The 21,008-nt window shown below is 57.2% G+C and carries 26 protein-coding genes; 9 read left to right on the top strand and 17 right to left on the bottom strand.

Annotated features, from left to right (window positions below; translation table 11 throughout):
* Positions 1-49 precede the first annotated feature (49 nt).
* Entirely contained in the window at positions 50-1,144 is a 1,095-nt protein-coding gene (gene apbC / locus CS390_RS19065) for an iron-sulfur cluster carrier protein ApbC (protein ID WP_065760449.1), read from the top strand.
* Positions 1,145-1,266: 122 nt separating this feature from the next.
* On the opposite strand, the gene CS390_RS19060 is transcribed toward apbC, so the two are convergent.
* Positions 1,267-1,476, bottom strand: coding sequence for a cold-shock protein (locus tag CS390_RS19060; protein ID WP_009396490.1), 210 nt, complete (start codon positions 1,474-1,476; stop codon positions 1,267-1,269).
* Between the two features lie 351 nt (positions 1,477-1,827).
* Here CS390_RS19060 and dcd point away from each other — a divergent pair, with 351 nt between their 5' ends.
* Positions 1,828-2,394: a dCTP deaminase gene (gene dcd, locus CS390_RS19055; protein WP_065760448.1), complete on the top strand. Its 567-nt coding sequence runs from the start codon at positions 1,828-1,830 to the stop codon at positions 2,392-2,394.
* 93 nt (positions 2,395-2,487) lie between these two features.
* Positions 2,488-2,715 (top strand): hypothetical protein, encoded by a 228-nt coding sequence (locus CS390_RS19050; RefSeq protein WP_065760447.1) that lies wholly within the window; start codon positions 2,488-2,490, stop codon positions 2,713-2,715.
* A gap of 22 nt (positions 2,716-2,737) precedes the next feature.
* On the opposite strand, the gene CS390_RS19045 is transcribed toward CS390_RS19050, so the two are convergent.
* From CS390_RS19045 to CS390_RS19005, 9 genes are all read right to left on the bottom strand, one after another.
* Complete coding sequence (locus CS390_RS19045) at positions 2,738-3,502, bottom strand: ABC transporter ATP-binding protein (protein ID WP_065760446.1); 765 nt, start codon at positions 3,500-3,502, stop codon at positions 2,738-2,740.
* Between the two features lie 9 nt (positions 3,503-3,511).
* Positions 3,512-4,627, bottom strand: coding sequence for a succinylglutamate desuccinylase/aspartoacylase family protein (locus tag CS390_RS19040; RefSeq protein ID WP_099775608.1), 1,116 nt, complete (start codon positions 4,625-4,627; stop codon positions 3,512-3,514).
* Positions 4,628-4,635: 8 nt separating this feature from the next.
* On the bottom strand, positions 4,636-5,346 hold the full coding sequence (locus CS390_RS19035) for an ABC transporter permease (protein ID WP_065760444.1): 711 nt from the start codon (positions 5,344-5,346) through the stop codon (positions 4,636-4,638).
* Positions 5,343-6,071: an ABC transporter permease gene (locus CS390_RS19030; RefSeq protein WP_065760443.1), complete on the bottom strand. Its 729-nt coding sequence runs from the start codon at positions 6,069-6,071 to the stop codon at positions 5,343-5,345. Before CS390_RS19030 ends, CS390_RS19035 begins: the two co-directional genes overlap by 4 nt.
* A gap of 131 nt (positions 6,072-6,202) precedes the next feature.
* The gene (locus tag CS390_RS19025; protein ID WP_065760442.1) at positions 6,203-6,985 is read right to left on the bottom strand and encodes a transporter substrate-binding domain-containing protein; all 783 of its coding nucleotides are present in this window, start codon (positions 6,983-6,985) and stop codon (positions 6,203-6,205) included.
* Between the two features lie 386 nt (positions 6,986-7,371).
* On the bottom strand, positions 7,372-9,813 hold the full coding sequence (locus tag CS390_RS19020) for a penicillin acylase family protein (protein ID WP_099775607.1): 2,442 nt from the start codon (positions 9,811-9,813) through the stop codon (positions 7,372-7,374).
* Between the two features lie 116 nt (positions 9,814-9,929).
* Complete coding sequence (locus tag CS390_RS19015; RefSeq protein ID WP_099775606.1) at positions 9,930-10,574, bottom strand: glutathione binding-like protein; 645 nt, start codon at positions 10,572-10,574, stop codon at positions 9,930-9,932.
* A gap of 126 nt (positions 10,575-10,700) precedes the next feature.
* Positions 10,701-10,904 (bottom strand): SEC-C metal-binding domain-containing protein, encoded by a 204-nt coding sequence (locus tag CS390_RS19010; protein ID WP_083199829.1) that lies wholly within the window; start codon positions 10,902-10,904, stop codon positions 10,701-10,703.
* Positions 10,905-10,909: 5 nt separating this feature from the next.
* A complete protein-coding gene (locus CS390_RS19005) occupies positions 10,910-11,383 on the bottom strand; it encodes an LEA type 2 family protein (protein WP_065760439.1) in 474 nt (157 codons plus the stop codon).
* A 153-nt stretch (positions 11,384-11,536) separates the two neighbouring features.
* On the opposite strand from CS390_RS19005, the gene CS390_RS19000 reads away from it, so the two are divergent.
* The gene (locus tag CS390_RS19000; RefSeq protein WP_099775605.1) at positions 11,537-11,932 is read left to right on the top strand and encodes a Rap1a/Tai family immunity protein; all 396 of its coding nucleotides are present in this window, start codon (positions 11,537-11,539) and stop codon (positions 11,930-11,932) included.
* A gap of 279 nt (positions 11,933-12,211) precedes the next feature.
* Here the strand turns inward: CS390_RS19000 and CS390_RS18995 are convergent, their stop codons facing one another.
* The 3 genes from CS390_RS18995 to CS390_RS18985 form a co-directional block, all read right to left on the bottom strand.
* Positions 12,212-12,823, bottom strand: coding sequence for a recombinase family protein (locus CS390_RS18995; RefSeq protein WP_099775604.1), 612 nt, complete (start codon positions 12,821-12,823; stop codon positions 12,212-12,214).
* A gap of 138 nt (positions 12,824-12,961) precedes the next feature.
* Positions 12,962-13,168 carry a hypothetical protein gene (locus CS390_RS18990; RefSeq protein WP_099775603.1) on the bottom strand — a complete coding sequence of 69 codons (207 nt, stop codon included), beginning with the start codon at positions 13,166-13,168 and terminating at the stop codon, positions 12,962-12,964.
* A 53-nt stretch (positions 13,169-13,221) separates the two neighbouring features.
* Positions 13,222-13,443, bottom strand: a complete 222-nt coding sequence (locus CS390_RS18985) for a helix-turn-helix domain-containing protein (protein ID WP_099775602.1) — start codon at positions 13,441-13,443, stop codon at positions 13,222-13,224.
* Positions 13,444-13,567: 124 nt separating this feature from the next.
* On the opposite strand from CS390_RS18985, the gene CS390_RS18980 reads away from it, so the two are divergent.
* Positions 13,568-13,885, top strand: a complete 318-nt coding sequence (locus CS390_RS18980; RefSeq protein WP_099775601.1) for a hypothetical protein — start codon at positions 13,568-13,570, stop codon at positions 13,883-13,885.
* Between the two features lie 54 nt (positions 13,886-13,939).
* Entirely contained in the window at positions 13,940-14,242 is a 303-nt protein-coding gene (locus tag CS390_RS18975; RefSeq protein ID WP_099775600.1) for a hypothetical protein, read from the top strand.
* A gap of 679 nt (positions 14,243-14,921) precedes the next feature.
* Here the strand turns inward: CS390_RS18975 and CS390_RS18970 are convergent.
* The 4 genes from CS390_RS18970 to CS390_RS18955 form a co-directional block, all read right to left on the bottom strand.
* Entirely contained in the window at positions 14,922-15,773 is an 852-nt protein-coding gene (locus CS390_RS18970; protein ID WP_099775599.1) for a hypothetical protein, read from the bottom strand.
* A 439-nt stretch (positions 15,774-16,212) separates the two neighbouring features.
* A complete protein-coding gene (locus CS390_RS18965) occupies positions 16,213-17,907 on the bottom strand; it encodes a recombinase family protein (RefSeq protein WP_099775598.1) in 1,695 nt (564 codons plus the stop codon).
* A 19-nt stretch (positions 17,908-17,926) separates the two neighbouring features.
* Positions 17,927-18,400, bottom strand: coding sequence for a YchJ family protein (locus CS390_RS18960; RefSeq protein ID WP_099775597.1), 474 nt, complete (start codon positions 18,398-18,400; stop codon positions 17,927-17,929).
* A gap of 4 nt (positions 18,401-18,404) precedes the next feature.
* On the bottom strand, positions 18,405-18,899 hold the full coding sequence (locus CS390_RS18955) for a DUF6231 family protein (RefSeq protein ID WP_065760437.1): 495 nt from the start codon (positions 18,897-18,899) through the stop codon (positions 18,405-18,407).
* A gap of 128 nt (positions 18,900-19,027) precedes the next feature.
* Here CS390_RS18955 and CS390_RS18950 point away from each other — a divergent pair, with 128 nt between their 5' ends.
* From CS390_RS18950 to CS390_RS18940, 3 genes are all read left to right on the top strand, one after another.
* Positions 19,028-19,714, top strand: a complete 687-nt coding sequence (locus CS390_RS18950; RefSeq protein WP_065760436.1) for an OmpA family protein — start codon at positions 19,028-19,030, stop codon at positions 19,712-19,714.
* 196 nt (positions 19,715-19,910) lie between these two features.
* Entirely contained in the window at positions 19,911-20,186 is a 276-nt protein-coding gene (locus CS390_RS18945) for a DUF1145 domain-containing protein (RefSeq protein WP_065760435.1), read from the top strand.
* Complete coding sequence (locus CS390_RS18940; protein WP_065760434.1) at positions 20,179-20,937, top strand: collagen-like triple helix repeat-containing protein; 759 nt, start codon at positions 20,179-20,181, stop codon at positions 20,935-20,937. The genes CS390_RS18945 and CS390_RS18940 overlap by 8 nt, the downstream gene beginning before the upstream one ends.
* Positions 20,938-21,008 lie beyond the last annotated feature (71 nt).

Genomic DNA, 21,008 nt, shown 5'->3' with positions numbered 1-21,008 from the left:
CGGGTTAGCATAGTGACCTGTTTTGCTCAGTCTTTTATCGGGAGTCTCCATGAGTGCCGTCACTCGCGCAGCCGTCGAATCCGTCCTTCGTCAATACACCGACCCTTACCTGAACCAGGATCCGGTCAGCGCTGGCTGTGTCCAGGCCATCGATATCCAGGGCGAGCGCGTCAGCGTGAAGCTGCAACTGGGCTATGCCGCCGGGCTGTTCAAGAAAGGGTGGGCGCAGGTGCTGCAGACCGCCATCGAGGGGATGGAGGGTGTCGCTGCGGCCTCGGTCGAGATCGACTGCGTGATCGCCGCACACAAGGCCCAGGCGCAGATTCCGGGGTTGGCCAACGTCAAGAACATCGTTGCGGTAGCCTCTGGCAAGGGCGGCGTCGGCAAGTCGACAACAGCTGCCAATCTGGCGCTGGCGTTGGCCCGCGAGGGTGCCCGTGTGGGTATTCTGGATGCGGACATCTATGGTCCGAGCCAAGGTGTGATGTTTGGCATCCCCGAAGGCACCCGACCGAAGGTCAAGGATCAGAAGTGGTTCGTGCCACTTCAGGCTCACGGTGTTGAGGTCATGTCCATGGCATTCCTGACCGACGACAACACACCGATGGTGTGGCGCGGCCCGATGGTCTCTGGCGCCTTGCTGCAATTGGTGACACAGACCGCATGGGACAATCTGGACTACCTGGTGATCGACATGCCGCCGGGCACGGGCGATATCCAATTGACCTTGGCGCAGAAGGTGCCGGTGGCGGGTTCGGTTATTGTGACTACGCCCCAGGATCTGGCCCTGCTGGATGCCCGCAAAGGAGTGGAAATGTTCCGCAAGGTGAACATTCCGGTGCTGGGTGTGGTTGAGAACATGGCCGTACATATCTGCTCGAACTGTGGCCATGCCGAGCACCTGTTCGGTGAAGGCGGTGGCGAGAAGCTGGCGGCACAGTACGGGGTCGAGTTGTTGGCGTCATTGCCGTTGTCGATGCTGATTCGCGAACAGGCTGATAGCGGTAAACCAACAGCCATCGCCGAACCCGAGAGCCAGATCGCCATGGTGTACCAGGAGCTGGCACGTCAGGTCGGTGCACGGATCGTGCTGCAGGAAGCCGCCACCCCGGCGATGCCGAGCATTACCATCAGCGAAGACTAATGCCTGTAGGCGCCGGCGATACTATCGCCGGCAGTGCCGGTTATTTCAGTGCCGGGTAAACTGAGGGCATAAAAAAACCCCGCCTGTTGAGGGCGGGGTTTTTTCAAGCTAAAAAGCGGAAGTTAGATAACTTCTACTTCTTCAGCCTGCATGCCTTTCTGGCCGCGGGTAGCGACGAAAGAAACCTGCTGGCCTTCTTTCAGGCTCTTGAAGCCGTCAGCCTTGATGGCTTTGAAGTGTACGAACAGGTCGTCACCGGATTGTGGAGTGATGAAGCCGAAGCCTTTTTCATCGTTGAACCACTTAACGGTACCGGTTTGGCGATTGGACATTGGATGTCTCCTTGGACAAAGTTAACTACGGTTCAGGAAACGCCCTGGCCGAGACTGAGTGCAAAGAGCAGGAAAATTCATGAAGATGTGTTGATCGAAATCTTGCATCAGGTAGAGATTCTCAGTGACATTGTGCAGCACAGTGACGTCACCTTAACCCTTTTTCCAGAACGTGCCAATGGTCTTGTTGAGCTTTCGCACAAATGCATGACTGACGGTGCATGTCGCGCCTGTCCAAGTGCCATCCGGCCGCTATCTGACGGCCACCGCTGCACGGAACTTTGAACCCGGCGCCCGGCCCGGTAAGATGCGCATCAGATTTTTTCACCTCGCTATTTTCAGGACACCGCCATGAGCATCAAATCGGACAAGTGGATTCGCCGCATGGCGCAAGAGCACGGCATGATCGAGCCTTTCGTCGAGCGCCAGATGCGCGGTGAGGGTGCCGACCGGCTGATCTCCTTTGGCGTCTCCAGCTACGGCTACGACGTGCGTTGTGCCGACGAGTTCAAGGTGTTCACCAACATCAACTCGGCGACCGTCGATCCGAAAAACTTCGATGCCGGCAGTTTTGTCGACATCAAAAGTGACGTTTGCATCATTCCGCCGAACTCCTTCGCCTTGGCACGTACGGTCGAGTACTTCCGTATTCCTCGCAACGTGCTGACCATTTGCCTGGGCAAGAGCACCTATGCCCGTTGCGGCATCATCGTCAACGTAACGCCGCTGGAGCCGGAGTGGGAAGGTCACGTCACCCTGGAGTTCTCCAACACCACGACGTTGCCGGCCAAGATCTACGCCAATGAGGGCGTGGCACAGATGCTGTTCCTGGAGTCAGATGAAGAGTGTGAGGTGTCGTACAAGGACCGTGGTGGCAAGTACCAGGGCCAGCGTGGCGTGACCTTGCCGCGCGCCTGAGGCGACGAAGCGAGGGAATTCCGGGTGTATGCTGTACTCCAATGAAGGTCGCCGGTGCACACTACGTGTACCGGCCCTTATTGGGAGTGACTGATGAAAATCGACCCGACCCTCAGCGCCAAGCTGGCGATACTGCAGCCCAACCAGGTTGGTGTGCTGGCATGGTCGCTGCTTGCGCACCCACATCCTGTCAGTGCAGGCGGGATCCCCGGCCAGCCGGACCCCGACACCCCGAATACCCCTGAGCCGGGCACGCCACAGCCGATGGAGCCGGGCGAGCCGACGTTGCCTGACGAGCCGCCGCCAGCGCCTGTGGCTTGAGCCGTCGTCCCTTCACGTGACCTTACTTCAGGTTGCCGCTGAGGAACTGACGCAGGCGTTCACTTTTCGGGGCTCCCAGTACCTCCTGCGGCGACCCTTGTTCCTCGACCAGCCCTTTGTGCAGGAACAGAACCTGGCTTGAGACTTGCCGTGCGAAGGCCATCTCGTGGGTGACCATGATCATGGTGCGACCTTCCTCGGCGAGCCCCTGAATTACCCTGAGCACCTCGCCAACCAGTTCCGGGTCGAGCGCGGAGGTCGGTTCGTCGAACAGCATCACTTCCGGCTCCATGGCCAGCGCACGGGCGATGGCCACGCGCTGTTGTTGACCGCCGGAGAGAAAGGCCGGGAATTGCTCCGCCAGTTGCGGGGCGAGGCCTACTTTGTTCAGGTACTTCCGGGCGCGTTCCTCTGCTTCGTGTTTGCTCACCCCGAGCACGCGGCGTGGCGCCATGCTGACGTTCTCCAGCACGGTCATGTGGCTCCACAGGTTGAAGTGCTGGAATACCATGGCCAGCCGTGTGCGGATTCGTTGCAGCTCATCAGGATCGGCGACGTGCATGCCGTGACGGTCATGACGCATTTCAACGGGTTTGCCATCAAGGGTCATACGACCATCATCAGGCTGTTCCAGAAAGTTGATGCAGCGCAGGAAGGTGCTCTTGCCCGAGCCACTGGCGCCGATCAGGCAGATGACATCACCCGCGTTGGCTTTTAGCGAAACACCCTTCAAGACATGATGTTCGCCATAGCTTTTGTGCAGGTCTTCGATTGTCAGTTTGTACATGCGCGGCTCTCAAGGCGATAACAGGTAGCCGCTGCGGTAGGCCTCACGACCTGCCACGTGGGCAATGACCATGCCGGCAGTCGCCATACGCCGTAACGAGCGCGCATAGAGCAGGCCGGGTTGCGTGTTACATACTGGGGTTACGCGATCGTTGAGCGGGTCGATGACCTCGGCGATCAGCTCGCCTGCCTGCAGGTATTGGCCCGGTTTGGCGTGGAACACCAATAGCCCCCCCAATGGTGTTGCCACCGGTTCTACGCCTGCCAGCGGCGTGGCGGGGTAGCGCAGCGCGGGCAGTGGGGCCGTTTCGCCTTCGATGGCACCGGCATGTACCAGGTAGCGCAGGATCGCTTCACAGTCGGTCTGGGCCAGTGGGTGGCTGACGTCGCCTTGACCCCGTAGCTCTACCGTGACGGAGAAGCTGCCTTGGGGGATCGGGTAATGCTTGCCGAAGCGCTGTTGCAGTTGCCACCAGACAAGGGTGAAACACTCGTCGAAGGATTGGCCACCGGAGTCGGTTGCCAGCAGGCTGGCCTGCGCGCCAAGGTAGCGCGACAGCGGCTCGACCTTCGGCCAGGCCTCTGGCGTGGTGTACAGGTGTTCGACGGCCTCGAAGTCGCAGTGCAGATCGAGGACCATATCGGCATCGCATGCAAGGCGCTGGAGGGTCAGGCGCTGCGACTGCAGGGGTGTCAGGGCTGAATGCTCTTCCAGGGCCCGGCGCAGGCTTTGACGAATCAGATCGATGTTGTGTTGTGCATCCTGCGTCAGTCTGGCCTCGATCTGATCGCCGATCACATCGCTGAGATCGACGAAGTTTCGATTGAAGTTTTCCCCGCTTTGCAGCTCGTAGCGGCCCAGTGGAACGTCCATGAGCACTTGTTCGAGGCCCACCGGGTTGGCAATGGGTACCAGAACGATTTCTTGTCGCAGGCGCCCCTGGGTTTCCAGTGTGCTCAAACGTTGCTTCAAGTGCCAGGCCACCAGCATGCCGGGCAGTTCGTCGGCATGCAGTGACGCCTGGATATAGATTTTACCGGCGCCTTTGGGGCCGAAATGGAAGCTGTGGATTTGCCGGGCGATACCTGGTACCGGGGCCAGGATTTCGTGGGTTTTGTGATGCATGAACAGTCCTAGTGAGCAGGGCCTAGAAAGGCCAGCCAGCGTCGTTCGGCCAAGCGGAACAGGCCCACAAGGGCGAAGGTCACGCTCAGGTAGATCAGTGCAGCGATACCGAACGACTGAAATGTCAGAAATGTAGCCGAGTTGGCGTCGCGGGCGACCTTGAGGATGTCCGGGATCGTGGCGGTAAAAGCCACGGTGGTCGAGTGCAGCATCAGGATCACCTCATTGCTGTAGAACGGCAGCGAGCGCCTAAGGGCCGACGGCATGATGATGTAAGCATAGAGTTTCCAGCCGCGCAGGCCATAGGCTTTGGCTGCCTCTACCTCGCCATGGGCCATGCTGCGGATTGCTCCGGCGAAAATTTCCGTGGTGTAGGCGCAGGTATTCAGGGCAAACGCCAGGATGGTGCAGTTCATCGCGTCGCGAAAGAAACTGTCGAGCAACGGTTGCGCGCGCACGGCCGCGATGCTGTAGATGCCGGTGTAGCAGATGAGCAGTTGGATATACAGCGGGGTGCCACGAAACAGGTAGGTGTAGAACTGTACCGGCATGCGGATCCAGAAAGACCGCGAAACCCGTGCGATCGACAAGGGAATGGAGACGAGAAAGCCGATCAGCAGTGAGGCCGAGAGCAGCCACATCGTCATCGCCAGCCCAGTGATATGGGTACCGTCTGTGTAGAGAAAAGCACGCCAGTATTCCTGCAGCAGTTCGATCATCGTAGTGCCTCCCGGGTACCTGCGTTGTAGCGCCGCTCAAGCCAGCGCAGGGCAACGTTCGAGGCACTGGTGATCATCAGGTAGATCAACGCCGCCAGCACCAGGAAGTAAAACAGCTGATAGGTACTCTTGCCGGCGTCCTGGGCTGCCTTGACCAGGTCGGCCAGGCCGATGATCGACACCAGCGCGGTGGCCTTGAGCATGACCATCCAGTTGTTGCCGATACCCGGCAAGGCATAACGCATCATTTGCGGAAAGACCACAAAGCGAAAGCGCTGGAAGCGTTTGAGGCCATAGGCTGTCGCCGCTTCGACCTGGCCACGGGGAACCGCGAGAATCGCACCGCGAAAGGTTTCGGTGAAGTAGGCGCCATAGATGAAGCCCAAGGTGATGACCCCGGCCGCGAACGGGTCGATCTCGATGTAATCCCATTCCAGTGCTTCGGTCAGGCTGGTCAGCCAGGTTTGCAGGCTGTAGAAAATCAGCAGCATCAGCACAAGATCGGGTATTCCACGAATCAGTGTGGTGTAGACCTGAGCGGTAATCCGTAGCACGCGTACGGAAGAGAGTTTGGCGCTGGCGCCGAGCAGGCCCAGGCCGACGCTGACCAGCAGTGACATCAGCGACAGATTGATGGTCATCCAGGTGCCTTTTAACAGCAGTGGGCCGAAACCCTTCAAGCTGAATGCCGAGAGCCCCAGATGCTGCAGCAGGTCTTCGAACATGACATGACCCTATGGCCGTGGTGAAAAAACAGTATTCGGCAGTGCAGGAGCCGACGGCACTGGCGATTCAGGCGTATGCACTGAACCGCCAGTGCGCAGGAGCCTCCCTTGGCAAGGCCGGCTTCTGCGGCTTACTTGCCGCTGTACAGGTTCAGGTCACCAAAGTGTTTTTTCTGCAGTTTTTCGTAGGTGCCATCATCGTGTAACGCTTTGATACCTTTGTTGAGGAGTTTTTGCAGCTCGCTGTTACCTTTGCGGATACCGATGGCTGTCTTGGACGGTAGCAGTTCGCTGTCGACGGGCTTGCTGACTTCATAGCCGCTGCCCTGTGGGGTTTTCAGGAAGCCCAGTTCAGCCTGCAGCATGTCCTGGATCGAGGCATCGAGGCGTCCAGAGATCAGGTCGGCGTAAACCTGATCCTGGTTTTGATAGGCCTGGGTCTTCACCCCGACCTTGTCCAGAACGGCCTTGGCGTAGGCCTCCTGAATGGTGCCTTGTTCATAGCCTACGGTCTTGCCGGCCAGTGAGGCTGGGTCGGCGCTCAGGCCTGCGCCTTTCTTGAAAACCAGCGAGGTTGGGCCGGAGAACAGTTCATCTGAGAAGTCGATCGCTTTTTCTCGAGCGGGCGTGACGGTCATCGACGAGATCACACCGTCGAACTTGTTGGCCTTGAGGCCCGGAATCATGCCGTCGAAGTCACTTTCAACCCACTTGCATTTGACCTTCAACTCCGCACAGATCGCATTGCCCAGATCAATATCGAAGCCCACCAGGCTGCCATCAGCGGCCTTGGATTCAAACGGTGCGTAGGAAGGGTCGACGCCGAAGCGCAACTCCTTGTACTCCTTGGCCATAGCAGTGTTAGCGGCCAGGCACAATGCAAGTGCGGAAAGCGTCAGCCATGCTTTTTTCATTGTGTTGTCCTTGCGTCCGAGGGGTGCTTTAAGTGTGTCCCGGCCGTTACCGACCGAAGTGAGACATCAATGTGATAGCAAATTTCGCACCATATCTGCGCATGGCCTTAGCAGGCGCTGAACCAGGCCTGTCGCAAGGAAACTGTAGTGCCTTTAATGCCCAGGAATGGAACAGGGTAAGAGGCAAGGCGCACCGAGAGCGCCTGACTGTTACTTTCAGGCCTCAATAGCGTGCGTCGACCGCTTTCCCAGGATTTGGGCAATCTTTGATGTTTTTTGATGTGAGTATCAGGCGCAAAGCCGAGGCCAAGCTGGCCCCGGCTTTGTGGGGGGGATGCACCGTGGTGCGCCCTTGATCGGGGCAAGGGCGCAAGGCAGTTATGAGGCTATCGACCCGGCACCAAGGTCAGGCGTTTGCTGCCATAGGCACGTTCGAAGTTTTGTGTCTGCATCGGGAAGCTGACGTAGCGGCCTTTGAACCAGGCATCCAGCCCGTCGGCAAAGTGGCTGCTGGCTGGGTTGCCCGACTGCCCGCTGCTACTGATGCCTTGCAGGGGTTCGGCCAGGCCGAAATCCACCACCATGCGCATGGACGGCATCAGGCGCGCATTGAAGTCCTGCCCCCAGGCATAGGCTGAACTGTTCAGCGTGGTGTGGTCTCCGCCTGCGGCCAGCGGCCCACGGTTGAGCGTATCGCCCAGGCCATGGAAGCTGGCGACCGGCCAATGGTACAGATGCAGCTTGCCCCATTGCCAGGTACGGTGGTCGCTACCCACTTCGCGCTCACCGACGTTGATCGCAGCCGCCAGGCTACGCGCGAGGATCGTCGGTTTGTCCTCTTTCTGCGCGGTGTTGCGGTCATCCCAGAATGGGCTGTCGTCACGTCCGAGCAAATGATCGGCCTGTGCCGAGTAGGAAAGCCGGGCGTTACTGATAAAGGCCTGCCAAGCAGCACCGGTCTCCGGGCCCAATTCATCGAGGAAGGTCAGTTTGGCACTTTCCTGCAGGAACAACTGGTACAGCGCTGCGTCAGCCGAGGTGGCACTGAGACGGCCATCAAAGGCCATCAGGCGGTCATAGGCTTCGCGGGCCTTGGCGCGTTGATCCTGAGGCAGGGCGTCGATAGCCTGTTTCAAAGGCTGGGCCATGCCCGGTGCCTGGAACATGCTTTTGAGCTTGGCAGCGTACAGCGTGGTTTGGTCGTTCTGCATGGTCATCAGGCTACGGCTGTCATGTTTGCCGTTGGCTGCCATCTGCGCCAGGCGCTCCGCACGCTCGGGGTAGTACCAGGTGTTGGACAGTTGCATGCCGTAACCGCGCGGTACGCTGCGCTGGTTGGCGTTGCCCAGCCAGCCCTGAGGCGGGTCCTGGTCATAGGGATGGAGCATCGGGTCGGCATAGCCGTCCCAGTCGTAACGTCCTTCCCAGCCGGGCGAAGGCAACAGACCCTGGCCTTCACGGCGGTTGGGGAAGTGGCCGGTGACCTGCCAGCCGATATTGCTGGCATCGGCAAACACCAGGTTCAGTGCCGGAGCACCAATCTCGCGGCTGGTCTCAAAGGCGCCTTCGACGTTGGCCTTGCGCGACAGGTCGAAGAACGCATCGAGGCTCTTGTCGCCTTTGAGCGCCGGGGTTTGCAGGGCAAGGGCAAGGCTTGCGTTCTGCGCTGGGTTGAGCAGGGCGCCGTGACGGGTGTCATAAAGGGTTTCGCGGATTGGGCGCTGACCCTTGATGAAGAATGTTTCGTTACGGGCCATGGCCGGTTGCCATTTGCCGTCTACCTGATAGAACAGGCGGTTCCCTTCACGGCGGATTTTTTCCAGGAACAGGTCCTGGTTATCGCCCATGACCGCACTGGTGCTCCAGGCCAGTTTGCCGTTGAATCCAGACAGCACCAGTGGAAGGCCTGCAAGGGTGAAGCCGGCAGCCTGATATTTCGGTGCACGGATCTGTACCGGGCTCAAGGCCCATGCACCTTGGCTGTCACTGGCCAGCAGGCTCTTGCCACTGCGGCTATGCGGCGCGGCTATGGCCCAGTTGCTGGAGCCGGGGGCGCCGAGCAGGTTGAATGCAGCCAACTGCTGGCTCACGGCGTTGAGTGCAGACAGGTTGGGCAGTTGGCTGCTCAGGTTCAGTCCGCCCAGTTTATCGGCTTCAGCATGCGGAAGTGGCTCATCCGGATAGTTTGGCAGCAGCCAGGCCAGCTTGTCGCTGCCGACTTTCTGCGCCAGCACCAAGGCCGCGAGTTCTTCCTGCAGGTTTACTGACTGGCTGAAGTTGTAGAGGCAGAAAATCAGCGCCGAGTCTTCCGGCTTCCAGTACTCCGGACGGTAGCCGGTCTGGGCCAACGGGGCTGGCAACTTGTCGCGGTAGCGGAACAGATAGGCGTTGACCCCGCGTGCATAGACTTCAAAGAAGCGTTTGAGGCGTGGTGATGCGTCGGCGTAGAGCTGGTTGGCGCTCTGCTTCAGGTTGACCGCACGCATCAGGCGGTCGACTTCCAAGGCATCTGGGCCGGCCATTTCTGCCAGGCGTCCTTGGGCCAGCAGACGCATGCCAACCATCTGACCAATACGGTCGCCGGCCTGCACATAGCCCAGGGTGAAGAGTGCGTCATGGAAGGTGCTGCTCTCGATCAGCGGCATGCCCATGGCATTGCGCCGCACCGAAACGTTCTGCGCCAGACCCTTGAGAGGTTGTACACCCGTGGTCGGCGGTACGCTGTCGTGGTAGCCGCCCATCTGGCAGCCGCCGAGGCTGAGTAGCCCGAGCATCGCTGCGGCAACGCCGAATCGGGGAAGAAAAGGGGGTAAGGCTGGCGAGGCCATGGTAAGGCTCCTGCAGGGTATGGCGGCGGAAAGGCGCTACGTTAGTGAGCGCGACCACACCATGCAAGCGGGGGCACAGCCTTTATTTTCAACGTGCTGCACCCCTTGCCTGTGACTCAGGGTTGTGGCGGGTTGATCTTTTCGACCAGGGCATAGGCCCGCTGTGTGGCGGGACGCGCCTTGATACGCTCGAACCAGGCCTTGAGTGCCGGGAAATCATCGAGGTTCTGGCTCTGCCACTGATGGGAAACAATCCACGGGTAGATGGCCATGTCGGCGATGCTGTACTCGGTTCCGGCGACGAACGGTCGGTCGGCCAGGCGTTTGTTCAGCACGCCATACAAGCGCGCGGTTTCATCCACGTAGCGTTTGATTGCATAAGGGATTTTTTCGGGCGCGAACCGGTTGAAGTGGTGGTTCTGGCCGGCCATCGGGCCCAAACCGCCCATTTGCCAGAACAGCCATTGCAGGGTTTCCTGGCGGCCACGCAGATCCTTGGGCAGGAAGTGTCCGGTTTTTTCCGCAAGGTACAGCAGGATGGCGCCCGATTCGAACAGCGACAGCGGCGCCTGATGGTCGGCCGGATCATGGTCGACGATCGCTGGAATACGGTTGTTCGGGGCGATCTTCAGGAAGTCGGCAGCGAACTGTTCGCCTTTGCCGATGTTGATCGGGTGAATGCGGTAGGGCAGCCCGGTTTCCTCAAGAAACAGGGTAATTTTGTGGCCATTGGGGGTGGTCCAGTAATACAGGTCGATCATGGCACGCTCCGTCGAGGGTTCGGCAGCGACAATGTCGCTGCCGCCAGGCTGCGCTTGGGCGCAGCGGTCGCCTTATGGATATCACAAGGTGCGACCTCGATGCAGCGTTGATCTACGCGGCTGCCCTCAGGCCCCGTGGCACTTCTTGAATTTCTTGTTGCTGCCGCATGGGCATGGGTCGTTACGGCCAACGTCCTTCAGGGCATTGCGTACCGGCTCTTGAGGCGCGTGGTTGCAGTGCGGGCCATGGACATGACCATGGTCGTGATCGTGGTGATGGTCATGATCGTGGTTGCAATCGGGGCCATGAACATGAGGTTGCTGGGTCATTGCGGTTACTCCGGAATAAAATCGCCGGGAATTATCTCACCACTGCGTGATAAGTGCAGGCTGCGTGGCCAGAAAAATCCGCTGCTCAGGTCGCCATCCAGTCGGTAGTGGATCGGTCGTTCAGGATGCTTGAGCAGCTTGACGACGTCCTTGAGGTGTTCCCAGAGGTTGGTCCTTATTGGCACCTTGAATGTCTTGTGACTGTGGGCGGCCACATTGACCCACTGGTCGGACTCGCCCTCGGCCAGCGTCAGCTCATTCAGCCGCACCTTGTAGCGCAGTGCCCTGACCAGCAGACGTGAATCGTTGGGGTTGTCGATGCGAAAATGCAGTACGAACTCTTGTTGCAGCAGACGTGCCTTGACGGTTTCGACCTTGACCAGATGAACCTCTGGGTCTTGGTAGGGAGTTCCGAACCAGCTCGCACAGCCACTCAATAGTAGAAGGCTTATCAGCATGAGGCTGGTTCGAATAGGCATCAGGCTAGCTTCCTAGATAGCTGGCACAGCACTTCTTGAATTTCTGCCACATTTACCTACCACCTCGTTTGGGCTGCTTTGATCAAATCATAGATGGTGCGTGCAGTTTAGGGGGACGATACCATAGAGCCACCACACACCAAGAGAATGATCATGAAGGCATGGATTGGAGCGGTTGCACTGATTGGACTGATGTTGAACGGTGAAGCTATGGCCATCAGCAATCAAGATACCGGGGACGGAAATCAGCTGTTAAAGGATTGCAAGACGAATATTAGACTAATGAACGGAAGCCACTTTCAGCAGAGTGATGATGGAATTGGAGTCGGATCTTGTGTGGGACTAGTTGAGGGAGTGATGAAAACGATGGCCTACCTCAACACAGCCCTTGAGAAAGACTTACGCGTCTGTTGGCCAGACAATATCACTAACGGGCAAGGGATCAGGATTGTGGTGAAATACCTTGAGGAACACCCAAAGGATCTTCATAAAGATCGAACACTTCTCGCGATGTTTGCATTCAGTCAAGCGTACCGCTGCAAGGTATGATCAATACCGCTCCCCAAAGCAAAACCCTTTTAACTGTATAGGTTTCCAGCCCCGCTCCGTGGGAAATGGACTCATGCTTATGGTGCTTGGATCTCCATCCACAAATATAAGCTGGGACGTTTCCCCTAAAATTTCGGGGTGAAAGCTGGTGTTGCTTAATCACAAACTCCAGCGTCGGATAGAAAGCTCCAAACGGAACCAAAAGTAAGTTAAGGGCAAAAGGCTACAATTCCCCCGGTGTTGAGCGGCAGGTGCATGGCAGGGCTGGCGCCAAAGCTGTTACGCGGCCTTTACTCGCTGTACCGTGGATACTGCACAGCCGACAATCTCCGCAGTCTTGCGAATACTCTTGCCAGCATCGAGGCATTCCTTGATGCGGTTATGAAGTGCCAGATCGACCTGTCGGCCCTTGTACACCTCTCTGGCCTTGGCTTTCTCGATACCTTCAGCCTGACGACGGCGACGGTCTTCATAGTCCTTACGTGCAACCACAGCAAGCATATCGAGCAGCATCCCGTTAACGGCGTTGATCATACCTTTAGTGAAGTCGTCTTGACCTTGGGCGGGCTTCAATGCGGCATGGCTGGTGGCCAAGTCGAGAGACACAACCGTAACTTTCTTCTTAGCGATGATCGTTTTCAGGCTTGCCCAATCATCTGGAGACAAGCGGGACAGCCGATCGACCTGTTCAATCAGCAGTATGTCGCCATCATGGCTGTCGTCGAGCAAACGAAACAGTTCTGGGCGATTGAGCTTGGTCCCTGATTCGTTCTCTGTGTAGAAGGCGGCGATCTTGTGACCGTTGTCAGCAGCGAACTGAACCAGAGCGCCTTTGGCACGGCTGGCGTCTTGGGAGTCGGTCGAAGCTCGGAGGTAAGCACGGATGAACATGATGGCTGATGCCTTGTACCGTTTTGGATGTGCCGATTATGAGTGTACTCGTTAGGGTTGTCTATGGGTTTATTCGGTACACCCTAATGTTGCCCTCTGGCTGTGCTCGTTGACCTATAGCCAAATCGGTTCGGGTGATCAGGATCGGAGTGATTCGATTCCTGACACGATGGCGTCGGAGTTTGTGTCGAGGGTGGTGAGGATGCTCAGCATGTTGTCATGCACGTTGGTTGATCCACGTTGACTGATCCAAAGCGACAGTTCCTCAAGGCCAGCACGTAGGGCTTGCTGGTTGAGTAAGAGTAGTTCCAGGGTGTCAGCAGTGATGGAGGTGCGGTCATCCATGGGAGGCGGGTCCGTTCAGATCAGTAGCGTAACTGTAGCGCTAATCTGACGGTTCAAAGACCTTGCAGCAGATCGGAGAGGGAGATGCCCAGACCATCGGCAATCACTTTGGCCGCTTCAAGACTGGGGTTGGCGGCGCCCGTCTCAATGCGAGACATGTATGTGCGCATCACGCCGCATTTGTCGGCAAAGGCTTCTTGGCTGATGCCCTGTTCTTTGCGTAGGTTGCGGATTCGTTGGCCGAAAGCTGTTCTGAGGGGCTGGTTTGTCTGCATCCATGAATGATGGGGAGATGCAGTCCAATCGTGAACACACTGGCTGTTGACACACCAATCGTTACATTTTGATTTTGTAATGGCATTATGGCTTCTTTGCTACTGAGCCATTTAGGATCGCACGATGAAGACTGTTGCCCGTATGCTTTGCCTGTTGCCGTTGATTGCATCTGCCGCGATGGCAGAAACCTACCCTAAGAAGACCTTGGTTGCTGGTTCGATGGTTTGCTTCAAGGGTGGTGACTGGAGGGATATGGTGGAGGCTTCGCTTGATCAGGATGAGGAGGCGGCTGAACGCTTGATCGGCTCTGGCAAGTGCAGGACGGTTTCGAATGCCACTAAGGTCAGCTACATCGAGGAGGCCAAATTCATTGGTGACTCTGCACTGATTCAACTACCGAGCGGCAAGACGGCTTTCACTGCGGATGGTTGGCTTCATTGAGGCGTTTGGGCGTTCGTGCCATATTCACATCACCGTAGCTTGAAGGGACTCAAAATGAAGCATCTTGTTATCAAGGTAGTCAGCTTTTTCGCATGGTTAAGTATTCTGTCTGGCGTCGTCATTGGCGCCATTCTGGGTTCAGAGATAGGCCATTGGCTGATTGGTGCAATACTGGGCTTTCTGGTCAGCTGCTTTGGTTCGGGCATCTGGTTCCTACTGGTGTCGATGCACGACAAGCTCACGGTCATTGCAGATGCCGCCAGTGGTTATGGTTCTTCTGCTCAAAAAGCACCAAGCCATACACCTGAGGAAAAGACTCCGGGCTGGCTGGATGTGATTTCAGGTGGCAAGTCCTGAGTCGTCTTCGATTCGGTCAGGCGGGACCATTCGCACCGAAAGCGGCAATCTTTCAGTAGATCGCACCGTACTGACTGATCTCCACTGACCTGACGGTCGAACAGAGCACCAATAACAAATCATCACAAACCCAGCTCTTGCCTTTGATCTTGATTGCTGGTGCACGATGGTTAGCGACAGCTAACGATGGTATCTGTACAAGCTTCGCTTGGCTGGTTGCACACCAAGGCGGTCAGCCTTAAGGTTCTGGGGATGATATTGTATATCATTCATCCCCTTCCTTTCTGGTTGAAGCAACCTGTAAGCACCGCTTACGCAGATACTCGTCATGCTCCGCATAGTTTGCACATCAAGATCAAGGCGATGTGTGTAAGTGACGCACGCTGTACGGCAGTACAGGTGGATACCCATATCAACAACAACCAATAGAAACCCAACCACATGAGCTTATCGCTCTTGTCTGTACCGTGCAGATGATCAACGGAGTTGAAGGGGTAGCCCCGTGTCATGCTGACACAAGGTGATCCATTTCATTTGGAGGGGATTGATTATCATCAATACGTATCCCCTCCTATCACTTGGAGGTGTAAACCACTGACCTCACGGTCACAGTGCTTACCGTCCGATGTCCGACTCTATACATATGGTGGGCGCTGGTCGGACACGCGTGTGGCAAGAGTCAGTTGGTTGCTGCCAGCCATCCCTGAGACTCAACGAAATCGAGGAAGTGATCAGCGCGAGTGGGTTCTGGGATTTGGCGCTTCTCCTCTATGCCCCGAACCGATGGTGCTTCATAGTCTGGAGTGCCCTGAAGAGCATTCGTGACCTTGGTTGTTCGTTCAAGGAGCGTAGCAGTCGGCTCTGTACCGAGTCCGCTGACAAGCTTCAGGATGTGCTGTCGAGCAGCATACGCTTGCTTTCGTTGAGCCAAGTCAGCATCTTCACTGTCCTCTGAGGCACAAACGGCGTGGAGCTCCATGAATTCGTTGACGGCTTCATCAACACGAGTCATCAGGCTCAATGCTGACTGTTCAAGGAGTAGACGACTTGCAGTAGGTGCTTGGTCATCGACCCAATCCATAACGAACACAGGTTGGGTGCCATTGGAGGTGGAGCGTTCACGCACTTTCTCTTTGACACGCCTGATTACGCTGGAATCAAAGGAGCTCTCATAGCGTCCTTCCACAGTGTTCCACTTACAGCCGTATTCTTCGTGCAGAATGCTCCGGAGCTCATAGTCTTTGACTCCTTGTGCACGAATTGCGAGCTCATATACGCGACTCACCGACTTGTTCAGTGGAGTGGCGATTTCCTTTGGTACATCTTTCACAAGCAGTTTTACCTTACGCTCTGGAAGCCCAGTGGCTGCCATGATTGCAGCGTAAGACTTTCCCTCTCGACGCAGCTGTACCGCCAACTCCTCTGGCGTGGACGCAGTGGTGGTCGGTGCTTGTGGGGTGGGGGCTGGCGCTTGAGCGTGCTCGTCATTGGCCGAGCTGATAGGCAAATTCAAAACGGATGGGTGCTGCATTCGTAATCTCCTCTAGTTCATTCTCGATAGGCATTCCTCTCGGGTTGTGCCGATTGATTTTGTGAGTCCCAGACACGACGAAGCCTCCTTACAAGAGCACCAATTCGGTGGTTGCAGTGGAGGCTTCCAAGTTGTCTGTCTACCTACTGGGTAGGCGATGAATTATACACGATTTCGATGATCGGTCAAGGTCAGGTATTGACATTTCCGATTGACCAGTTTTAAAAAACTGTTTTCCAGAGCGGAAAACGCGCTTCGCTTAGTCCAGACCGTCCGTCCGCCCCGTAAACATTGGGTTTGGCGTGAAGTGTGGCAGCATGTCTTCGCCGGGAAGGGGCAGTTTAACCAAGGTTTCAGATAGGTTATTCGAGGTTATGGAATGTGCGTCAATGCCTCGGTCATTGCATTTATTGGAACTCTGATGCCGAATGCAGGCATGTCAATTGGCTATACCGTGACGCGCTTTCAATGCTGCAAGGATTGCCGGGGGGAGTTCATCCCACGAGTCAGTTTTAGCAAGAATGGCGCCTACCTCGGTTAGCTCGCCTTGGGCCACTTGCAAGTCAACATACTCGTCATACATTCCTTCAAATTGAATCTCCTTACCTCGGTGCATCAGATAGAAGAGCAGGTTTGGCGACTCTGCACTGAATGGGAGTGGAATGGCGTTGTTCTTGCTGACCCAGTATGTCTCATCTGTCCTGCCGTTCTTGCTAGCGAAGATGAACAGGCCAAGTCTCTTGATAAGGTTGTTGGCAGCTACACGGCCTTCAAACGATACAAGGTCGAGCTTCTCGAAGAAGTCATCTTTGTTCATCACATTGTCAGATGCCAACTGTTCGTTGATGGCTGCACGTTCCGATTCAAGGGCGCCAATATCGGCTTCCAGTTCGTGTAATAGCTTCGCAGTGATGCGGGACGGGAATTCAGCGTGTGAAGCCTCTGCATCGTCCTGACGTGCCTTCAGCGAGGCGATACGGCCTTCTACGATCTGCAAAGACTTGTGCAAGCTGCCGGAGCTGTCCTGTACCAGTGACAAGCTATCAACCTTGGTCAGTATCTCTTTAAATACTTCCTCAGTACGTGGGGCGCTGATGATACCAGCGGCACACAGTCCTCTAGTCGTCTTGGAACACTTGTAGTACTTACGGCCACGTTGGCCTTGGAGGTGCATTGCGGCACCGCATTTGTAGCAATTGAGGATGCCTGCCAGCACGTTGAAATTGGTGGTGGTCTTGGTGACGGTGTGGGTTTTGCGGGACGATCTGGCAGCATGGGCTAGGTAGTATTCATCTTCAGTCACCACGGCAGGGAAGTAGCCCTTAATAGGTTCTCCGTCGGGAGTTCTCTTACCGTCTATGAAGATGTGAGGCTGATACTCGCCCAGCACTGTTCGGCTATCGAGGATGTGACGCACGGTCGAGAAGCCCCACAGGCCAGAGAAATTCTTTCTTCCTGCACTGAAAGCGGGTATCCCTTCCTGATTCAACGTCGCTGCAATGATGCGTGAGCCGTGACCTTTCGTGGACAGGTCGAATATGCGACGAACAATGGCAGCTTTGTCAGGGTTCAGCACGTAGCTATCGGGTGTCACATCAAGCCACAGCGGACGGAGCTTGCCCAAGGGCTTGCCAGTGGTGCGAGCTTCCTTCTGTTTCGCACGCCATGCAGAAGATACCCGGCCACCCTTGGTAGCCGATTCCTCATGGGCACGTGACATCGAAATGATCGAGATAATCAGGTCGAGTTCGTTGTAATCCTTTGTGTATAGGCGCTTGTCCACACTGGTGTAGACGTTGATGCCTTTGGCCAGCAGATCAAGGAACCTTGGAAGGGCATCACGCACTCGCTCACGTGACAGCCGGTCCAGTGACTCCACTACAAGATAGCTGCCCGCTGGCACCGTGCCGTCTTCAACGTAGCTCAGAAATCGGGCTAGCTCGCCAGTATCATCGAGGTGCTTTCCCTTGAACGCTGAGCGCCCTGCATCGAAGAACAGGTATTCCCTTGGGTCGGCCATCTCTAGGCCGTTCTCATCGCAGAACGCCTTGGCAGCTTTCACTTGTCTTGCGTAGCTGTCGCCCGCTGACTGCTTTGCACTACTGAATCTGATGTAGCTGAAAACCTTCCCCACGACACGACCTGCTAGAAATCTATGGTAGGCAATTGTAGCAACATTTCTTGAACTTCTGTCCGCTGGCGCAGGGGCAAGGGTCATTGCGCCCGGCTTTCAATCCAACCGTTGGGTCGATGAAGTACCAGGTACCCTTGTTCTGCACAAATGCCGAACGCTCGCGATGGGCGTGCTCACCGGTGCTGTCATGCCAGCGTGCGGTGAAGGTCACGAAGGCATGTTCCGGTTGTCCGCCAAAGACTTCCGCAGATTCCACGTCCAGCCCCAGCCAGGTGCTCTGCGTACTCCACTCGGCAATGGCGTTGCGGTCCAGGCCTGCTTGCTGAATGGGCAGGGTGGTTGCCACCAGGTAATCGACCAACCCCAATACGTAGGCGCTATAGCGCGAACGCATCAACGTCTGTGCGTCAGGGGCCGGCGAGCCTGCGTGATAGTGGCCGCAGCAGGCATCCAGCAGGTTGCCGCTGCCACAGGGACAAACCGTGACACTCATTGTTCTACCACCAGTACTTTCCAAAATTCTGCGGGTTGGCCCAGAACTTGGCATTCAGCCAGTCCGGAACCTGCTTGTATTCTCGTAGATCATAGGTGAACAGGCTTAGCACCTGTTCGTCGCGTTGGAAGCGTTCACTGGCCTGGAGGGCCAGGGCGAAGAAGTCGGTGTCTTTCCAGCCGCACGCAGGCAGATCGGCCAATACCGCAACCCGACTGGCGTTGAGGTTTCGGATACCGCCCAACAGCTCCAGGCCTTGGCGTCTGGGCAAATGTTCCAGGCAGTCGACCAACAGTGCCAGATCAAAGCGTTGCGAGGCCAGTTCAAGGGGGAGGGGGCCGGGATTGGTGACGTGAATCTCAGCCTGCGGGTGGGCTTGCGCGAACGCATCCAGAGCCGGGAAACGGCTGCCTACGACCAACAAGCGTTGCGGTGCCTGGCGCTCCAGCAGAGCAGCCAATGCCTGCTGTGGGGTGCGTTGGGAAAAACTCTCGGTCATCAGCAGTCCTCAAATCAGATAATCCAAGACTACACTGAGTCATGGCTTATTGCTGGCGGAGTTGGGGTGTGCGGTCTTTACTCAACGGAGCATCGCTTATGCACCGATTCCCCGAGGAGACGCATCAAATGAGCATAGTACGCACAGCATTACCTCTGGTTCTGCTAACCAGCGTGTTGACTGGTTGTGCAGGTTTGCAAAAAACCGACTGGCCTAAGTGTGCCGCCGTCGGAGGCGTCGGTGGCGCGGCGTTGGGTGCGATCGAGAGTTCCAGCTGGGCAGGCTGGGGCGCGTTGCTCGGTGGCGGCCTGGCAGCCGGCTACTGCTGGGCCCATGGCGACGGTGACGAAGATCACGATGGCGTGCCGGACAGCCGCGACAAGTGCCCGGGCACACCGCGTGGCGTTCAGGTCGATGCCAACGGTTGCCCACCTGCACCGGTTGTTGAGCAACCGGTAGTGGTCAAGGAAGAAGTGATCGTTATTCGTGATGTCCGCTTCATGTTCAACTCAGCCAAGCTGACCGCCGCTGATAAAATGCGCCTGGACAAGGTTGCCAGTCGTCTGAAAAGCGAGGCGCCGGGCGCCAGGCTGAGCGTGACCGGGCATACCGACAGTGTCGGCAGCGATGCCTACAACCAGAAACTGTCTGAGCGCCGCGCTTATTCAGTGACCGATTATCTGGTTGAAAGCGGCGTACCGCGCAGTAGCTTCGTATCGGTACGGGGCGCAGGCGAAAGTCAGCCAGTGGCTGATAACAAAACGGACGATGGCCGCAGCATGAACCGCCGGGTGGAAATCCGGATCGAGCGCTGAGCCTCTATCAGGTCCACGGCCCCAGACGTGCCGTGGGCCTGCCGTTGTCTGTGTGTCAACGCAGATGCAGAAGCCTTTCCGATGGCGCTACCCTCTGGCGCAAGTCAGGAGGCAGGGTTACTGTTGCAGGCGATGCCAAGGGATTGAGGTCTTGGTATTGCCAATAAAAAGAACAAGTCGAGAGGGGCGGGCGCGTATGAAGGTGTTCTGGGGCCTGGGCAAGGCCTTGACAGTGGTGTTTTGGTGGGTGGTGTTGATGAATCTGCTCAGTCCTGCGGAAAAACCCTTCCACCTGCTGATCAACGCCGCTGGGGCGACATTGTTGGCATTGCATGTCCTGGAAGTGCTGGTGTTCAACCGTCTTCTGCGTGAGCGCAGCCATCGTTGGTTCGACCGTCTGCAGATCCTGCTTGTCGGTGTTTTCCACATCCAATCGATACCGACACCGCGCCAGGAGGCAGGTCATGCGTAAATTCATGGTTTTGCTGACATTGGTCAGCCCATTGGCAATGGCCGAGAGCCTGAGTGTCGGAGCGCATTCGGTACTGCGTCTGCCCAACAAAAGCAGCGTGGTTCAACTGGAGCGCCTTGATGTGGCGGACTACGGGACCTTGCTGTTGCCGGCCAGTTTGACCGAACTGAATGTCGGCTCGTTGCGCCTGGGCCGAGAGGCGCGGATCGCGGTTGTACCGGCTGCGCAGGCGCTACGTATTGAAGCTGGCGCTGCCGAGTTGGCGGATGGCAGTCAGATCCTTGCCCACGGTGCCCCCGGGACATTCGAGAAAGCTGCCATGCCGGGACGAGACCTTGAGCTGCGCCTGCATCGTTTGCAGGCCGTGCAACTGTCGATTGACGCTCGCGGAGGCGCAGGTGCGCCTGGGTATGTCGGGCTTGATGGGGCCAATGGCAAGGCCGGTGGCTGTACCTGGGGGCAGGCTGAACCCGGGGCGAACGGCCAGAACGGTGGTGATGGCCATGACGGCGCAGCAGGTGGGCGTGTGCTGTTGGCGCTGCCCGCCAGCTACCCCGAGGCTCAGATCAAGGTGCGAGTGGATGGTGGGGCGCCGGGCCTGGCTGGGGCTGCCGGTAAGCCGGGGAAAGGCGGGGCGAGCAAAGGGTGCTTTGTGTACCGTACCCAAGGCGGCGCGAGCGGTAAACCTGGCGCACCAGGGCAGCCCGGTTTGGCAGGCGCCGCAGGCGCTTTCACACTGAAGCGTTTGTAACAATCTCGGCGGGGGCGGCACGTACGCAGCGTCTGTATCGCTGGCACGCTCGCCTCCTGCTGATCAGCCTT

The sequence above is a fragment of the Pseudomonas sp. HLS-6 genome (genome assembly GCF_002753995.1).
Taxonomy (GTDB): domain Bacteria; phylum Pseudomonadota; class Gammaproteobacteria; order Pseudomonadales; family Pseudomonadaceae; genus Aquipseudomonas; species Aquipseudomonas defluvii.
The sequence above is the reverse complement of the archived record's forward strand: the minus strand, read 5'-3'. Positions and strand labels throughout refer to the sequence as shown.

Coding starts and splice junctions, on each gene's coding strand:
- apbC (WP_065760449.1), top strand. CDS start 50: ATGAGTGCCGTCACTCGCGCAGCCGTCGAATCCGTCCTTCGTCAATAC.
- CS390_RS19060 (WP_009396490.1), bottom strand. CDS start 1,476: ATGTCCAATCGCCAAACCGGTACCGTTAAGTGGTTCAACGATGAAAAA.
- dcd (WP_065760448.1), top strand. CDS start 1,828: ATGAGCATCAAATCGGACAAGTGGATTCGCCGCATGGCGCAAGAGCAC.
- CS390_RS19050 (WP_065760447.1), top strand. CDS start 2,488: ATGAAAATCGACCCGACCCTCAGCGCCAAGCTGGCGATACTGCAGCCC.
- CS390_RS19045 (WP_065760446.1), bottom strand. CDS start 3,502: ATGTACAAACTGACAATCGAAGACCTGCACAAAAGCTATGGCGAACAT.
- CS390_RS19040 (WP_099775608.1), bottom strand. CDS start 4,627: ATGCATCACAAAACCCACGAAATCCTGGCCCCGGTACCAGGTATCGCC.
- CS390_RS19035 (WP_065760444.1), bottom strand. CDS start 5,346: ATGATCGAACTGCTGCAGGAATACTGGCGTGCTTTTCTCTACACAGAC.
- CS390_RS19030 (WP_065760443.1), bottom strand. CDS start 6,071: ATGTTCGAAGACCTGCTGCAGCATCTGGGGCTCTCGGCATTCAGCTTG.
- CS390_RS19025 (WP_065760442.1), bottom strand. CDS start 6,985: ATGAAAAAAGCATGGCTGACGCTTTCCGCACTTGCATTGTGCCTGGCC.
- CS390_RS19020 (WP_099775607.1), bottom strand. CDS start 9,813: ATGGCCTCGCCAGCCTTACCCCCTTTTCTTCCCCGATTCGGCGTTGCC.
- CS390_RS19015 (WP_099775606.1), bottom strand. CDS start 10,574: ATGATCGACCTGTATTACTGGACCACCCCCAATGGCCACAAAATTACC.
- CS390_RS19010 (WP_083199829.1), bottom strand. CDS start 10,904: ATGACCCAGCAACCTCATGTTCATGGCCCCGATTGCAACCACGATCAT.
- CS390_RS19005 (WP_065760439.1), bottom strand. CDS start 11,383: ATGCCTATTCGAACCAGCCTCATGCTGATAAGCCTTCTACTATTGAGT.
- CS390_RS19000 (WP_099775605.1), top strand. CDS start 11,537: ATGAAGGCATGGATTGGAGCGGTTGCACTGATTGGACTGATGTTGAAC.
- CS390_RS18995 (WP_099775604.1), bottom strand. CDS start 12,823: ATGTTCATCCGTGCTTACCTCCGAGCTTCGACCGACTCCCAAGACGCC.
- CS390_RS18990 (WP_099775603.1), bottom strand. CDS start 13,168: ATGGATGACCGCACCTCCATCACTGCTGACACCCTGGAACTACTCTTA.
- CS390_RS18985 (WP_099775602.1), bottom strand. CDS start 13,443: ATGCAGACAAACCAGCCCCTCAGAACAGCTTTCGGCCAACGAATCCGC.
- CS390_RS18980 (WP_099775601.1), top strand. CDS start 13,568: ATGAAGACTGTTGCCCGTATGCTTTGCCTGTTGCCGTTGATTGCATCT.
- CS390_RS18975 (WP_099775600.1), top strand. CDS start 13,940: ATGAAGCATCTTGTTATCAAGGTAGTCAGCTTTTTCGCATGGTTAAGT.
- CS390_RS18970 (WP_099775599.1), bottom strand. CDS start 15,773: ATGCAGCACCCATCCGTTTTGAATTTGCCTATCAGCTCGGCCAATGAC.
- CS390_RS18960 (WP_099775597.1), bottom strand. CDS start 18,400: ATGAGTGTCACGGTTTGTCCCTGTGGCAGCGGCAACCTGCTGGATGCC.
- CS390_RS18955 (WP_065760437.1), bottom strand. CDS start 18,899: ATGACCGAGAGTTTTTCCCAACGCACCCCACAGCAGGCATTGGCTGCT.
- CS390_RS18950 (WP_065760436.1), top strand. CDS start 19,028: ATGAGCATAGTACGCACAGCATTACCTCTGGTTCTGCTAACCAGCGTG.
- CS390_RS18945 (WP_065760435.1), top strand. CDS start 19,911: ATGAAGGTGTTCTGGGGCCTGGGCAAGGCCTTGACAGTGGTGTTTTGG.
- CS390_RS18940 (WP_065760434.1), top strand. CDS start 20,179: ATGCGTAAATTCATGGTTTTGCTGACATTGGTCAGCCCATTGGCAATG.